Here is a 13,151-nt window from a genome sequence, read left to right on the forward strand (position 1 = left end):
AGCCATGTCCCGCGTCGGTCGCCGCCCGGTTCCTATCCCCAAGGGTGTCCAGGTCACTGTGGAACCCGGCAATCGGGTAACCGTGAAGGGGCCACTGGGCACCCTGACCCACACCTTCTCCCCTCGCCTAACAATTCAGGTGCGCGACGGGGCCATTGTGGTGGAGCGGGCCTCGGACGACGGGCGCGACCGTGCCCTGCACGGTCTGACCCGTGCCGTCCTGCACAATATGGTGATCGGGGTAACCCAGGGATATCAGAAGGCCCTGGAGATCACCGGTGTAGGCTATCGTGCCGAACTGCGCGGCTCCACTCTGGTGCTCCAGGTAGGGATGTCGTATCGCCCGGAGGTGGTGCCCCCGCCGGGGGTCAAACTAGCCGTGGAGGGGGGCAACCGCATCGTCGTCTCGGGCATAGACAAACAGGTGGTCGGGCAGGTGGCTGCCTCCATCCGCGCCATCCGCCCTGCTGACCCCTACAAGGGGAAGGGTATCCGCTATGCCGGCGAGGTTATCTCCCTGAAGCCGGGCAAGAAGGCTGCAAAGAAGTAGGCGTGGAAGGGCTATGGTAAGGATCACAACGCGCACCAAGTGGCCCATCCCCATCAAGTGGAACACCCCCCGTCTGCGGCGTATTCGCCGCCACTTACGCATTCGCAAAAAGGTGCAGGGCACCCCCGCACGCCCCCGTCTGGCGGTCTTCCGCAGTAATAAGCATATCTATGCCCAGATCATAGACGACACGCGAGGGCATACCCTCGTCAGCGCTTCGGACATGGATCGGGAGGTGCGCTCCCAGGGCGCCGGCAAGCGGAAGACGGAACGTGCCGCCTTGGTCGGGCGTCTGCTGGCCCAGCGGGCTACAGCTGCGGGCATACAGAAGGTGGTGTTCGACCGCGGGGGGTTCCGGTACCAAGGGCGGGTGAAAGCCCTGGCCGATGCTGCTCGGGAAGGAGGTCTGCAGTTCTGATGGCATCTCCCTATGAGCGCGCGCCCAAAATCAAGGCCGAAGACCTGCCGGAGGCGAACCTGCAGGAGAAGGTGATTATGATACGGCGAGTGGCCAAGGTCACGGCAGGGGGCAAACACCTGCGGTTCAACGCTTTGGTGGTGGTGGGAGACGGGCGGGGGCACGTGGGCATCGGCCTGGGGAAGGCCGACGCGGTCCCCGATGCCGTGCGCAAGGGCCAGGCTATCGCCCGACGGAACATGATTCGGGTGCCCTTGGTAGGCTCTACCATCCCTCACGAAGTCATCGCCAAGTTTGATGCCTCCACGGTGATGCTGCGCCCCGCTGTGGCGGGTACAGGGGTGGTGGCGGGGGCAACAGTGCGGGCGGTTGTGGAGGCGGCAGGCATCCGTGATATCCTCACCAAAGCCCTGGGCAACACCAATCCTGTCAACCTGGCCAAGGCCACTATGGATGCTCTGGCGTCCCTGCAAAGCCCCGAGGAGGCCCTGGCCCAAAGGGAGGCGGTGAAGACCGCCTCCGCTGCATAGGGGTGCCCGATGGGTAAAGTGCTGCGCATCACCCTGGTGCGGAGCCCTATCGGCTCCAAAGCCTACCACAAGAAGACTTTGGAGACCTTGGGCTTACGCCGACTATCTCAAAGTGTTCTGCGGGAGGACTCGCCCTCCTTGCAAGGCTTGCTCCACACCGTGCGGCACCTCGTCCGGGTGGAGGAGATGCCTGAAGAGCCGTCCGCGAAGCCCCCCAATGAAATGAGGTAGGCGAGGTATGGTGCAGTTGCATAACCTCCGGCCCCAACCGGGGGCGCGGCGCCCCCGTCGGCGGATCGGGCGAGGCACAGGCAGTGGACGGGGCGACCTGTCTGGCCGTGGGCGGGGTGGACAGAAGGCCCGCTCCGGTAAAGGGCCACGCCCCGGCTTTGAGGGCGGACAGACACCCCTCATCCTGCGCCTTCCCCACAAGCGCGGTTTCCATAACCCCTTCCCCAAGACCTATCAGATTGTCCACCTGGGCGACCTGGATGCCCGTTTCTCCTCTGGGGAGGAGGTTACGGTGGAACGCATGGTTCAGGCGGGGCTGGTGCGCCACCCCGATAGGCCCGTCAAAGTGCTGGCCGATGGCGACCTGACTAAACCCCTGAGGGTGGTGGCACACCGCTTCTCGGCTACCGCTCGCCAGAAGGTGCTGTCTGCCGGGGGGCAGGTGGAGGAACTAGAGGCCTCTCCGACACCGGAGGCGTAGCCTATGGCGACGCAGGTAACCCGCACAGGGCCCCAGGGGCCAGGGCTTCTCCAAGCGGTCTTTGACGCCTTCCGCATCCCCGACCTGCGCCAGCGGATTCTGTTCACCTTCGCCATGCTGGTGGTGTTCCGCTTCGTGGCCCATGTCCCCGTGCCGGGGGTGGATAGGGCGGCCCTCGAGGGCCTCTTCCGTGAGAACCAACTGCTGGGGATGCTGGACCTGTTCAGTGGGGGAGCCTTGCGCAACCTGAGCGTGGCGGCCATGGGGGTCTACCCCTATATCACCGCCAGCATAGTCCTGCAACTGCTGGTGCCGGTTATCCCCGCCCTGCGCACCCTCTCCAAAGAGGGGGGCGAGTTGGGACGCCAACGCCTCAACCAGATTACCCACTGGATGACGGTGCCCATCGCCCTATTGCAGGCGTATGGACAACTGCTCGTGCTCCAACAGGCGCGCGTGCTGGAGGGGTTCGGCTTGGGCCCCGGGGCCGATCCCTTGGGCACCGTGGCTATGGTCATCTCCATGACGGCGGGCACCATGTTTCTCGTGTGGCTGGGGGAACTGATCACCGAGCGGGGCATCGGCAACGGGATTTCCCTTATCATCTTTGGGGGTATTGTGGCCAACATCCCCCAGATTGTGAGCCAGGGGTTTGTGGAGCGCCAGAACACGGGCGGTCTCATCCTGCTGGGCATCATCGGCCTGGCCATTGTGGCCCTCATCGTCTTGTTCACCGAGGCCCAGCGCCGTATCCCCGTCCAGTATGGGCGCACGGTGTTTCGGGGGGGTGTGATTCGGCGGGCAGCGGGGGCCTCCTACATCCCCATGCGGGTCAACAGCGCCGGGATGATTCCCCTCATCTTCGCCTTCTCCATCCTTATCCTGCCCGCCACAGTGGCCCAATATTTCAACACGGGGGGCGACTCCTTCGGCACGCGCCTGGCCGCCACCATCGTGCGCATCTTTGACTCGACCCACTGGTTCTATTGGGTGATGCTATTCATTCTGGTGGTGCTCTTTACTTTCTTCTACACTATGGTGATCTACTCCCAGATGAACCTGGCCGAGAACCTGCAAAAGGGCGGGGGGTTCATCCCCGGCATTCGTCCCGGCAAGCCCACCGAGGAGTACCTGAGCAAGGTGATCGTGCGCATCACCTGGGCGGGGGCCTTATTCCTAGGGTTTGTGGCCGTCCTGCCCTACCTGGCTGCCCTTATTACCGATGTGCGGGCGGTGCAACTTTCCAGCACGGCTCTCCTGATTGTGGTGGGCGTGGCCCTGGACACCATGCGTCAGTTGGAGGCCCAACTGTTAATGCGCCACTATGAGGGGTTTATCCGATGAGGGCTCTATGCGGGTGATTGTGCTGCTCGGGCCACCCGGGGCGGGGAAGGGCACCCAGGCCTCTCTCCTCGCCCAACGCCTGGGCCTGGTGCACATTGCCACGGGCGACCTTCTGCGGGAGCATCAGCGTCAGGGCACCCCTTTGGGCCTCCAAGCCCGCTCCTACATGGAGAAAGGCCTTCTGGTGCCCGACGAGGTGGTCATTGGCATGCTGTTGGAACGCCTGGGGCGGCCTGATTGCCAGGAGCGGGGGTGCGTGTTGGATGGGTTTCCCCGTACCCTCCCCCAGGCACAGGCCTTGGATACTGCCTTGCGCCCGCACGGGGTGGAGCGCGTGGTGCTGGTAAAGGTATCGGAGGGGGAGCTGGTGCGTCGCTTGGGGGGGCGCTGGATCTGTAAGGTGTGCCAACGCCCATACCACCTGGTGAGCAACCCGCCGAAGATTGCTGGCCGCTGTGATGTGGACGGTGGGGAACTGTTCCAACGGGAGGACGACCGTCCCGAGGCGGTGCGCCAGCGCTTCCAGGTCTACCAGGAGCAGACCGCCCCTCTGGTAGCCTACTACCGGGGACAAGGGAAACTGGTGGAGGTGAACGGGGAGGGGAGCCTGGAGGCCGTCCACCGCGCCATTGTGGATGCCCTGGCATCTCCCATCGGTGCCCCCCAACGCGGGGGGAAATCCCTTTAGCACTATAGGGTTGGCCTCGCCCCCTCTCCGAATAGTTCGGGGAACGCTATCCTGCGGCAGGAGGGGGATGTGCGGGTAACGGTGCGCCTGTTTGCCCTGTATCGGGAGCGCTTGGGGACGGATGCTCTTATCCTGGAGGTGCCGGAGGGGGCACGGGTCGCCGACCTGCTCCCAGTGTTGACCCGACTCTACCCCCGCCTGCTCCCCCTTGTGGAGAATACACGTGTGGCGGTGAACTTGGAGTTTGCCGAGCTTTCCCAAGTGCTGCAGGCAGGGGATGAGGTAGCCCTTATCCCGCCGGTGAGTGGAGGGGCGCTGTGCTCCTAATCACCTACGACCCTTTGAATCCCGAGGCGATAACCCACCTGGTGCGCCACCCCAGCAACGGGGGCGTGGTAACCTTTTTGGGCACCACCCGTAACCACACCAATGGCCGACGCGTTGTGTATTTGGAGTACGAGGCGTACATCCCCATGGCCCAGCGGAAACTGGCGCAAGTGGTGGAGGAGGCCCGCCAGCGGTTCGGCGTGCCCCATGTTGCCGTGGCCCATCGCCTGGGCAGGCTGGAGGTGGGGGAAATCTCCCTGGTGGTGGCTGTGGGCTCCCCTCACCGTCGGGAGGCCTTCGCTGCCATCGCCTACATCGTAGACCGCATCAAGCAGGATGTGCCCATTTGGAAGAAAGAGGTCTTTGAGGATGGGGCGGTGTGGGTGGGCAGTGATCAAGCGACGACTGCACCTGTGTCCAGTGAGGGGGCATAAGGGGGCACGCATCTACCCGAACAGGGCATCCCCGTCTTGGGCCGACAACGCCCGGGACGCCACGGCCTCGTAAAAGGCGGGGCCGTAGGGGCGCACCCGCACCAACACGGGTACGGGCACGGCTTCCCCGAAGATGAGGGCCTGCTGTTTCGCCTCCATAGAGGCCAGCACCGCTTTCAGCTCCCGCCCCCCGGGCGTCCGCTCCACCACGGCGTCCAAGTCCTGCTCGTCGTCCAGTTTGCACACGATGCGGGTGCCCAATTGACTGCGCACCTCGGGGTCTATCTGGCTAGGGCGCTGATCTATCACCAGAAGGGTAACATAATACTTGCGCATCTCCCGGGCGATGGTGCCGAAGGTGGTCAGGCGGGCTACCGAGGGGGCTAGGAACTTATGAGCCTCCTCAATGACGATCAGCAGGGGTTTGGGCTTTTTGGCCTGATCCGTCTGTGCCTCCTCACTTTGTTGCACATACCGCTCGTGGATACGACGGGTGAGGTAGTTGGCCACGAGCACATAGGCGGTCAGGTCATCCCGGTAGCGCCCGAACTCCAGCACCACCGTCATCCCGCGGGCTAGAGTGTGCAGAATGGTCTGCACCGACGAGACCTCTTCGTCCTTGTCGGTGAGGAAGGGGTAACGCTGGATGGGCCGTAGGTGTCGCCAGAGGGCGTCCATGGTGCTGGCCGAGGCAGCGATGGCTTCGCGCAGAGCCTTCCACGCCTCAGCGTGGGCGCGCCGCGCACAGAAAGTGTCCAGCCACCCCTGGCCCAGGTGATCGCGCAGGGCGAATACCGTCTCCACCTGCACATCGGTGAGGTTCAAAGTGGCCTGCAGAAGGGCGATGTCCTCTGGCTCCAGCGCGGTGCGGGGAATGTGCACCACGTGGTCGGGGGTAACACCCCGTCGCCGTGTCCACTCCTCGTCTAAGGTGAACAGGGCTACCTTGGAGGGGAACAACTGCTTCAAGCCCTTCACAGTATGCCCCTCCTCACTGCGGGCCTGCCAGCCGTAGTCGTTGTGCATGTCAAACACCAGAATCCCCGCTGTGCCAGTCTGCAGGATGCCCGCCAGCAGGATGCGGGCAAGAAACGACTTGCCCGACCCCGTCTTGCCAAAGATGCCGTTGCTCCGCATCACGAAAAGGGGCAGGTTGAGGCAGACCTTAGCGTCTAGGTCCAGGGGGTTACCCACCCAGAAATGCTGGTCATCTTCCGTGCCGTAGATAGCGGCCACATCGGCTGGGGTGGCCAGGTGGACGGGGGCGAAATGGCCGGGGATACTCCGCGCCGGTTGCACTGTGGAGGAGGAGGTGCCCACCAAGGGCAGGGTAACGCTTGGGCGCAGGGTGAGGACTGCGTAAGCGACGCTTCCCCGCGCCGCCTGGGCCAGTAAGGATGACCCCTTGTCCACCAGCAAGGGCAGGGAGGGGTCGCTGGCCTTCAGTTCAATGTTGGTAACTACGCCCACAAAACGATGGGTTTCGCCCACCACGGTGGCCAAAATGCCCGCCTTCACCTCCTCGGGCGAGACGGCCGGGTCCAGTTTCACCGCCAAGCCCTCGGCCAGGGAGCCCCCGATCACCTGCCCCAAGTAGCGCCCGGCGTGTTCCGGCAGATGCGGGCGTCCGATCATAGGGCGAGCCTCCGCAGGATGGCGTGCAGACGTGGGGCATCGCGCGACAACTCTATCGCCAAGGCATACCCCGCCCGTCGCAGGAAGGCCTCACGTCCTTCGGGGCTGATGGCCGCCGATGCCCGCAAAAAAGCTGCTAACGCTTCATCCGCCTCCACCGTCCCCGGGGCCAGGAGCAGGTGCAGGAAGGACAGATCTTGTAGGAAGGTCTGGACCACCGCAGGGCGCACACTGTAGACAAAGGCGTGCAGCCGGGGGGGCAAAGGGGGTAGCCCCGGGCGCAGGGCGTCGCCCTCCTGATAGCCCACTACACGGCTCTCAAAATGTGTGGTCAGCAAACGCTCCCAATGGGGGTTCTCCTGAAAGAGGACCTCCTCATCGTGGGCATCGGCACCTCGGGCCACCACGACCCGCCCCGGATCCAGGGGGCCGGAGGTTACGGACACCACCACACCATAGACCAAAGGTTGCCCTGCACACACCAGGGTCCCCAATGGTGGGGCCTGGTGAAGACGGTAGCACTGGGTGGTAAAGGAGGCGGTGGCCGTCGCTACCACCTCACCGATGCGTTCCCCTCGGATCTCCACGCTCTCCCCCTACAGGCTGCGCAGGCGCTTGGAGCGCTGTTTCTCGGAGGTATACACAGGCAGATGGCGCTGGGCCAAACTCTCCTCTACCAGCAGGCGAAAGGCCTCCCTATCGGCCGAGGATATCACCGCTTGCTCGTGGGCCTCTTGAAGGACGAGGGGATATCCGTCTCCGCGGCGCACCTGCTCCAGGAGGGAGGCGTGAAGCAAGCCGACGAGCATTGGCTGGCGGGCGCACCAGGCGGGCATCTCCACCCGCACCACTTCCGGGCCAGCGTGTAGGTAAAAGAAATAGATAGCCTGGTTGGCTCCATACTCCTCACGCACCAGCACGGAGAGGGAGCGGAACAGGCCCGAGCGCTGGCCTGGCTCCAGCAATCGGCGGAATAAATCGCGGTCGGTAAAACCCCGCGCCACTGCACACGGACAGGTCGGTTCCCTCTCCGGTGCAACCAGGGAGGGGCATTCCCCCGGTGGCGAGGTGCACAAGGCCAAGCGCAGCGTGTTGATGACCTCGGCGCTGTTAGGGAGGCTGATATAGCCCCCCACTGCCAGGGGGAAGCGTCCCGCCTGGAGGCGTAGAGTCTCCAGCCCCTGCAGGAACACGGCGCGCACAAACCGCTGGCGCACCACCTCCGGCCATTGGCCCCCCTCTGGTGCCCACAGCACCAGAGAGCCATCCACCAAGCCCACGGTGGGGTAGGGTGGAGTGCATCGCTGCACCAGGGACGCTAAGGCCTGCACCTCCAACCCAGAGCGGTAGAGGGTCACCAGTGCCCCCTCTACCACAATGGTCTTGCGCGTGGCGATGTCGTAGAGGTGGAGGTCTGCGGAGTCGGCAAACAGGTGGGGGGTGGATTCCAACAGGGGAGGCTCTTCGGCACCATAGGTGATGGCCACCCGCCCGATGTTGATGAGATAGCAACGAAGGGGAAGGTGGCGGTTGAGGTCTATGTGGGAGCCGTCGGTGGCCAAGGCACGCCAGGGATAGGGAAGGGATGGCGGGTCATAGGCCGATGGCAAAGGGTCTAGCGGCTCGGCGGGCAGGAACGGGAGACGGCGGGGGCTCTCCTGCGCAGCCCGCCGGAGGGCCTCAAGGGGCAGCGTGCGGGCAAAGGCGGCGAGGGCGTCCAGACGGGCCATATACTCCGCTAACCCCTGGCGCAGGCGTTCGGCCACGGCTTCCAGTTGGCGCATGGTGGCAGGCAAATCCAGGCTCATGGTCCCCCCACCAGCACCCGCTCGTCCCCAACCCGACGGGTGATGCGCTTCTGATCAAGGTATTCCGTGAGAGCTAGGGCGTACTTACGAGAGGTGCCGAACATATCCCGCACCTGGGCAACAGTGATGCTCCCGTGCTGGCGCAGGTAAGCCACGATGCGCTGTTGCATCTCCTGATAGGCGCGGGCAGAGAACACCACCCCCTCCGCCACTTTTACCACCTTTCCCTCCTCGGCCAGGAAGGCCAGCACCTCAGCGTCGAGGCTCGGAGCAGGTGGGGCAAAGGGGGAGGCCTCCAAGGCTTGGAGGAAGGCGGTGGCTTCGGCCTCCTGAACAGGGGAAAGACGGGGTGTGTGACTGGCCAAGCGCACGAGGGCACCTACCTCTGACAGGATCCCCTCCCGCACCAGGGCAGACAGGACGGCACTATAGGGGCCCGCGTCCAGCCCCAAGCGGGCACGCAGATCCTCCCGAGGCATGCCCTTGCGCAGGGGGTACTGGGTATGGAAGGTCTGCAAGATCTCCACGACCCGCCGGCGCAGGTTGTCCCATCCCTCACGGCCGATGAACCACTCACCCGGTGCCGAGGAGGCGGTCAGTACCAGCACCTCCCCCCGCGCCTGCAAATTCTCCAGGGCTGTGGCCACTTGGTCCAGGGAAAGGGTAGCCTGTTGGGCGAGGGTGTGGCGCTCCTGGGGAACCGGCCCCGCCAGCAGGGAGCGGACAACCTCCTCTGGGGAGGCTCTCAGGAGAAGGGCGAGGCGTTGCAGGGTTGGGGCGTGGCGGCGCCGATGGCGGGGCGGGTGGGCATCCAGGACAATACCCCCACCCAAAGTGTGCTGGGAGGAGCGGACAATGAAGACGTCTCCCCGCACAACTGGCAGGGGGGATTCCAGGCGAATTTGCGCCCATCCGCTGGCCCCGGCCTCCAAAGTGTCGGCCTCCAGCAGGCGTAAACGCGCTAGGACTTCGGCTGTGCCCGTGTGGAAAGTGACGCCCATGTTGTGGCGCAAAGGGTGAGGTGCCCACCGGGCCGAGCGGAGGTGCACATCCACTAGGGATGTGGGCGTGAGCCACCCGGGTAGGGTGAGCACCTCCCCTCGGAAGATTTCGTGGTGTTCCGCACCCGTGAGGTTCACAGCGGCCCGACTCCCCGGCGGAATGGACTCCACCCGCTGGCGATGGCGATGGAGACCACGGATGCGCACCCGCCGCTGCAGGAGCACCAGTTCCATCTCCATCCCCACCATTAGGGAGCCGTCCAGAAGGGTGCCCGTAACAACGGTGCCAAAGCCAGGCATCACAAAGGCGCGGTCAATGGGCAAGCGGGGACGCCCGTGGTCGGGGCGGGGAGGCGTGGCATCCAGAAGACGATCCAAGGTGGCTTTCAAGTCGTCCAGCCCTTGGCCGGTCACCGAGGAGACGCTCACGATGGGGGCATCCTCCAACACGGTGCCCTGCAGGGTCTTCTGGACCTCCTCCTGGACCAACGCCAACCAGTCGGGTTCCACGAGGTCGGCCTTGGTCAGCACCACCACCCCCCGCTTCACCTGAAGCAGGTCTAAGATGGCCACGTGCTCCCGCGTTTGGGGCATCACACCTTCGTCGGCGGCCACCACAAGCATCACCAGGTCTATACCCCCCACCCCGGCCAACATGTTGCGGATGAACCGCTCATGGCCCGGCACATCCACAATGCTTACCTCGCGCCCCGAGGGGAGACGAAGCCAGGCGAAGCCCAAGTCAATGGTCATCTCCCGTTCTTTCTCCTCCCGGAGACGGTCGGGATCTATGCCCGTCAGAGCCTTGACCAGGGTGGACTTGCCGTGGTCCACGTGGCCAGCGGTGCCAAGGACGAACATGGCCGTACCCGAACAGGTGTTCCCTACAAAGGATAGCATATCGCCCCACCTTGACGGCAAGATACGCCTCTGCCACACTAGAGCGGAGGAGGCAGGAGCAGGTGATTATAGACCTGCATACTCATACCTATCCCAAGTCGGATGACAGTTTCTTGACCCTGGAGGCGTTGGTGGCGCAGGCCAAGGCGGTGGGCCTGGACGGCATCTGCCTCACCGACCACGACCAGTTCTGGGATGTCCAAGACCTCCAGGCCTTGGCTGATCGTTGGGACTTCCCCCTGTTTCCCGGGTGCGAGGTAACCACCGAGGAGGGGCACCTTTTGGTGTTTGGGCTGGATCGCTATATCTTTGGGATGCACAAAGCCTCCTTCGTACAGGACCTCGTACGGGAATACCGGGGGGCGCTGCTGGTAGCCCACCCCTACCGGCGCAAGTTCTTCGAAGAGGAGAGCAGGGATCCCCTAACCTATGAGAACATGGTGCGGCGGGCTTGCGAGAGCAGTGTGTTCCGCTTTTGTCATGGCGTGGAGGTGCTCAACGGGCGCGGCTCCCTGATGGAGAACGCCTTTTCCCAAGAGGTGGCCCGTCGCTTCCACTTACCTGGCAGCGGAGCCAGCGACGCCCACCGCCTTGAGGACGTCGGCACGTGCGCCACCGAGTTCCCCAGCAGGATACGCACCCTTCGCGATCTGATAGATAACCTTCGGGCCGGCACCTTCCGCCCCGTGTGGCTGGGACGGGCCATTTTCCGCGAGCCGGTGCCTCACAGGGTCTCCCCGTGACGCCTCTGCTGGAAGTGCGCAACCTCCACACCCACTTCTTCACGCGCGAGGGTGTGGTGAAGGCGGTCAACGGTGTCTCGTTCTCCCTGCAGCCGGGGCAAACCTTGGGCCTGGTAGGGGAGAGTGGCTCGGGCAAGACCGTTACCGCCCTCTCCATTCTGCGCCTTGTCCCTTTCCCCGGGCGCATCGTGCAGGGTGCAGTGGTCTACCGCGGACGCAATCTGCTGGAGGCCTCCGAAGACGAGTTGCGGCACCTGCGGGGGCGGGAAATTGCTATGGTCTTCCAAAACCCCCATTCGGCTCTCAACCCGGTGCTGCCCGTCGGTGTGCAGGTGGAGGAGGTGCTCCAGGCCCATACCCGTATGCCGAGGAAGGAGGTGCAACGGCGTGTCCGGGACTTGATGTATCAAATGGGCTTGCCCGACCCGGAGCGGGTGGCTGTCCAATATCCCTTCCAGTTGAGCGGGGGTATGGCTCAGCGGGTGATGTTAGCCATGGCCCTGTGCCTGGAGCCCAAAGTCCTTATCGCCGACGAGCCGACCTCCAACCTGGATGTAACTCTGCAGGCGGACATCCTCCAGCGCCTGCGCACCTTGCAAAAGGAACGGGGTACAGCCATCCTCCTTATTACCCACGATATGGGGGTGGTGGCCCGGGTGGCCCACTGGGTGGCCGTCATGTATGCGGGCACCATTGTGGAGCATGGCCCCATCATTCCCCTCTTCCAGCGCCCCGTCCACCCCTACACCTGGGGGTTGTTTCAGGCCCTCCCCCGCTTGGACAAGCCAGACCAAGCTCTGCGTCCCCTGCGGGGCACACCTCCCAACCTGGTGGACTTGCCCGACCAGTGTCCTTTCATCCCCCGTTGCTCCAAGGCCATAGCTGTGTGCCGCACCAACCCCCGCCCTCCCCTCCAAGAGGTGGAGGGGGGGCACTGGGCAGCCTGCTATAACCATATGCGCTATGAATAGCCCGTGGCCCCCAGACGGCAGAGGTCAGCCACCAGTGTGGTCAGTGCCACCTCCTCATCCTGTACCCCCTGCTTGATGGACAGGTCGGTGTGCAGGAGGCGGTCGTAGAACAGGGCAACTCGCTGAAGGCTGATGCGCTCCGCTCGGCGCAAGACCTGGCGTACCCTCTGCTCGGGTAAGGCTAGGGCTTCTTGGATGGCACTCACGGGTGCTCCCTCCGAGCGCATCTCCCGTGCTATGGCCAGCGCCCGCAGCTCCCTGCCCACAAGGGCCAGGATACCGCTCACCGTTTCACCCTGCTGGAGGAGAATGTGCACCAGGGCCAGGGCGCGGGTGCTGTCGCCGGCGAAAAGGGCGTCCAACAGGCGGAACACCGTTGTCCCCCCTGCGGGCAAAGCCGTTTCAACTTCGGAGCGCGTGAGGGAGCGGTTGGGGAAAAGGAGGGCCAGTTTATCCAGGTGGCTGGTGGCCATCCAGAGGTCGGGCCAAGTGTGTTCAACCAGAGCGTTCACCCCCTCGCTGGTGAGGGTGAGGCTCCGAGCGTGCGCCTCCTCCTCCAGGAAGCGGGCCATCTCGTGATAGGAGAGGCGTTCGAAGGCCTCCACCCGCACCAAAGGCTCCAGACCCCAGAGTGTCTGCACAAGGGGATGGTCGTTGCGAAGGGCTCCCTCCCAAAAAAGCAGGCGTGTGAAGGGCGGAATCTCCACTAGCCGTTTGAGGGTGTCCCGCCAGGGGTTCAGACTGGCATCGCTTTGACGACGGCCTCGCTCTCCTCCCCACCGTCCCAGGAGGTCGCGTACCACCACGATGCGCAGGTTGCCCAGAAAGGGGGGCGTCCAGCACGCCGTCCGCAAAGCATCAGGGGTAAGGTTTTCCCCCTCTAACCGCTGGAGGTTGAGCCCCTCTCCGAGTTCGCCCGCTTGGACTAGAAGGCGCTGGAGCATGTCGTGCACCGCCCGGTGCACCCGGTAACTGTCGGCTCCGTAGAAAAGGAAAACCCGAGGCTCCATACCACACCCGATCCTAGTGTAGGGGGAAACCCTGGGGAGGGTGCTAGGGTAAAATGGGCGTAGGGATCGAAGGGGAGGGT

Annotated in this window: 16 protein-coding genes; 11 read left to right on the top strand and 5 right to left on the bottom strand. The window is 64.2% G+C overall.

Features of this window, described 5'->3' with window-relative positions; translation table 11 throughout:
- Window positions 1-4: 4 nt before the first annotated feature.
- The 9 genes from rplF (at window position 5) to NZ951_07445 (ending at window position 5,003) form a co-directional block, all read left to right on the top strand.
- Complete coding sequence (gene rplF / locus NZ951_07405; GenBank protein ID MCS7207739.1) at window positions 5-550, top strand: 50S ribosomal protein L6; 546 nt, start codon at window positions 5-7, stop codon at window positions 548-550.
- A 13-nt stretch (window positions 551-563) separates the two neighbouring features.
- Window positions 564-968, top strand: a complete 405-nt coding sequence (gene rplR, locus NZ951_07410) for a 50S ribosomal protein L18 (GenBank protein ID MCS7207740.1) — start codon at window positions 564-566, stop codon at window positions 966-968.
- 29 nt (window positions 969-997) lie between these two features.
- Window positions 998-1,498, top strand: coding sequence for a 30S ribosomal protein S5 (gene rpsE / locus NZ951_07415; GenBank protein ID MCS7207741.1), 501 nt, complete (start codon window positions 998-1,000; stop codon window positions 1,496-1,498).
- 9 nt (window positions 1,499-1,507) lie between these two features.
- A complete protein-coding gene (rpmD, locus tag NZ951_07420) occupies window positions 1,508-1,729 on the top strand; it encodes a 50S ribosomal protein L30 (GenBank protein MCS7207742.1) in 222 nt (73 codons plus the stop codon).
- Window positions 1,730-1,739: 10 nt separating this feature from the next.
- Window positions 1,740-2,210, top strand: coding sequence for a 50S ribosomal protein L15 (gene rplO / locus NZ951_07425; GenBank protein MCS7207743.1), 471 nt, complete (start codon window positions 1,740-1,742; stop codon window positions 2,208-2,210).
- Window positions 2,211-2,213: 3 nt separating this feature from the next.
- The gene (gene secY, locus NZ951_07430; GenBank protein MCS7207744.1) at window positions 2,214-3,554 is read left to right on the top strand and encodes a preprotein translocase subunit SecY; all 1,341 of its coding nucleotides are present in this window, start codon (window positions 2,214-2,216) and stop codon (window positions 3,552-3,554) included.
- A gap of 7 nt (window positions 3,555-3,561) precedes the next feature.
- On the top strand, window positions 3,562-4,242 hold the full coding sequence (locus NZ951_07435) for an adenylate kinase (protein ID MCS7207745.1): 681 nt from the start codon (window positions 3,562-3,564) through the stop codon (window positions 4,240-4,242).
- Window positions 4,243-4,311: 69 nt separating this feature from the next.
- Complete coding sequence (moaD, locus tag NZ951_07440) at window positions 4,312-4,569, top strand: molybdopterin converting factor subunit 1 (protein ID MCS7207746.1); 258 nt, start codon at window positions 4,312-4,314, stop codon at window positions 4,567-4,569.
- On the top strand, window positions 4,560-5,003 hold the full coding sequence (locus NZ951_07445; protein ID MCS7207747.1) for a molybdenum cofactor biosynthesis protein MoaE: 444 nt from the start codon (window positions 4,560-4,562) through the stop codon (window positions 5,001-5,003). The genes moaD and NZ951_07445 overlap by 10 nt, the downstream gene beginning before the upstream one ends.
- Window positions 5,004-5,015: 12 nt before the next feature.
- Here the strand turns inward: NZ951_07445 and NZ951_07450 are convergent, their stop codons facing one another.
- The 4 genes from NZ951_07450 to selB are packed head-to-tail and all read right to left on the bottom strand — an operon-like array spanning window position 5,016 to window position 10,347.
- Window positions 5,016-6,638: an ATP-binding protein gene (locus tag NZ951_07450; GenBank protein ID MCS7207748.1), complete on the bottom strand. Its 1,623-nt coding sequence runs from the start codon at window positions 6,636-6,638 to the stop codon at window positions 5,016-5,018.
- Window positions 6,635-7,225, bottom strand: coding sequence for a hypothetical protein (locus NZ951_07455; protein ID MCS7207749.1), 591 nt, complete (start codon window positions 7,223-7,225; stop codon window positions 6,635-6,637). The genes NZ951_07450 and NZ951_07455 overlap by 4 nt, the downstream gene beginning before the upstream one ends.
- A gap of 9 nt (window positions 7,226-7,234) precedes the next feature.
- Window positions 7,235-8,446: a DNA double-strand break repair nuclease NurA gene (locus NZ951_07460; GenBank protein ID MCS7207750.1), complete on the bottom strand. Its 1,212-nt coding sequence runs from the start codon at window positions 8,444-8,446 to the stop codon at window positions 7,235-7,237.
- Complete coding sequence (selB, locus tag NZ951_07465) at window positions 8,443-10,347, bottom strand: selenocysteine-specific translation elongation factor (GenBank protein MCS7207751.1); 1,905 nt, start codon at window positions 10,345-10,347, stop codon at window positions 8,443-8,445. Before selB ends, NZ951_07460 begins: the two co-directional genes overlap by 4 nt.
- 62 nt (window positions 10,348-10,409) lie before the next feature.
- Here selB and NZ951_07470 point away from each other — a divergent pair, with 62 nt between their 5' ends.
- Window positions 10,410-11,090 carry a PHP domain-containing protein gene (locus NZ951_07470; protein MCS7207752.1) on the top strand — a complete coding sequence of 227 codons (681 nt, stop codon included), beginning with the start codon at window positions 10,410-10,412 and terminating at the stop codon, window positions 11,088-11,090.
- Window positions 11,087-12,061, top strand: coding sequence for an ABC transporter ATP-binding protein (locus NZ951_07475; protein ID MCS7207753.1), 975 nt, complete (start codon window positions 11,087-11,089; stop codon window positions 12,059-12,061). Before NZ951_07470 ends, NZ951_07475 begins: the two co-directional genes overlap by 4 nt.
- On the opposite strand, the gene holA is transcribed toward NZ951_07475, so the two are convergent.
- Entirely contained in the window at window positions 12,052-13,071 is a 1,020-nt protein-coding gene (gene holA, locus NZ951_07480; GenBank protein ID MCS7207754.1) for a DNA polymerase III subunit delta, read from the bottom strand. The two genes, NZ951_07475 and holA, sit on opposite strands and share 10 nt — an antisense overlap.
- Window positions 13,072-13,151: the final 80 nt, after the last annotated feature.

The organism is Dehalococcoidia bacterium (assembly GCA_025060295.1).
Classification (GTDB): domain Bacteria; phylum Chloroflexota; class Dehalococcoidia; order Lucifugimonadales; family HRBIN23; genus HRBIN23.

What these genes read in the sequence shown, in the direction of transcription:
- rplF (MCS7207739.1), top strand. Translation starts at nt 5, where the DNA reads ATGTCCCGCGTCGGTCGCCGCCCGGTTCCTATCCCCAAGGGTGTCCAG.
- rplR (MCS7207740.1), top strand. Translation starts at nt 564, where the DNA reads ATGGTAAGGATCACAACGCGCACCAAGTGGCCCATCCCCATCAAGTGG.
- NZ951_07460 (MCS7207750.1), bottom strand. Translation starts at nt 8,446, where the DNA reads ATGAGCCTGGATTTGCCTGCCACCATGCGCCAACTGGAAGCCGTGGCC.
- NZ951_07450 (MCS7207748.1), bottom strand. Translation starts at nt 6,638, where the DNA reads ATGATCGGACGCCCGCATCTGCCGGAACACGCCGGGCGCTACTTGGGG.
- rpmD (MCS7207742.1), top strand. Translation starts at nt 1,508, where the DNA reads ATGGGTAAAGTGCTGCGCATCACCCTGGTGCGGAGCCCTATCGGCTCC.
- holA (MCS7207754.1), bottom strand. Translation starts at nt 13,071, where the DNA reads ATGGAGCCTCGGGTTTTCCTTTTCTACGGAGCCGACAGTTACCGGGTG.
- secY (MCS7207744.1), top strand. Translation starts at nt 2,214, where the DNA reads ATGGCGACGCAGGTAACCCGCACAGGGCCCCAGGGGCCAGGGCTTCTC.
- selB (MCS7207751.1), bottom strand. Translation starts at nt 10,347, where the DNA reads ATGCTATCCTTTGTAGGGAACACCTGTTCGGGTACGGCCATGTTCGTC.
- NZ951_07435 (MCS7207745.1), top strand. Translation starts at nt 3,562, where the DNA reads ATGCGGGTGATTGTGCTGCTCGGGCCACCCGGGGCGGGGAAGGGCACC.